Origin of the sequence: Dolichospermum circinale AWQC131C, from assembly GCF_000426905.1 — a bacterium.
Taxonomy (GTDB): domain Bacteria; phylum Cyanobacteriota; class Cyanobacteriia; order Cyanobacteriales; family Nostocaceae; genus Dolichospermum; species Dolichospermum circinale.
Genome location: NZ_KE384589.1, coordinates 103,386 through 103,669 on the forward strand (window position 1 = coordinate 103,386; position 284 = coordinate 103,669).

Here is a 284-nt window from a genome sequence, read left to right on the forward strand (position 1 = left end):
ATTTATCCACTGATTTTAACCATCTTTCCCAGTTCTCCATCTACTGTAATTGCAGCATCATCCTGAAATATAAGATAACGTCTTGGTATGTTGGTTATGAGGAAAAATTTTATTCTCTTATTTCCCTACTGCGGAGATTTATTCTAGAAATAATAATCTTAGTAATTAAAAACTCTATATATATGGACGCACTATGTCCCACTAATAACATCATCATACCCGAAACTCGAAACGCTGTCAACCCCCCCGGCTGAAATTACCGAAACTCGTGAAATTATTGACAA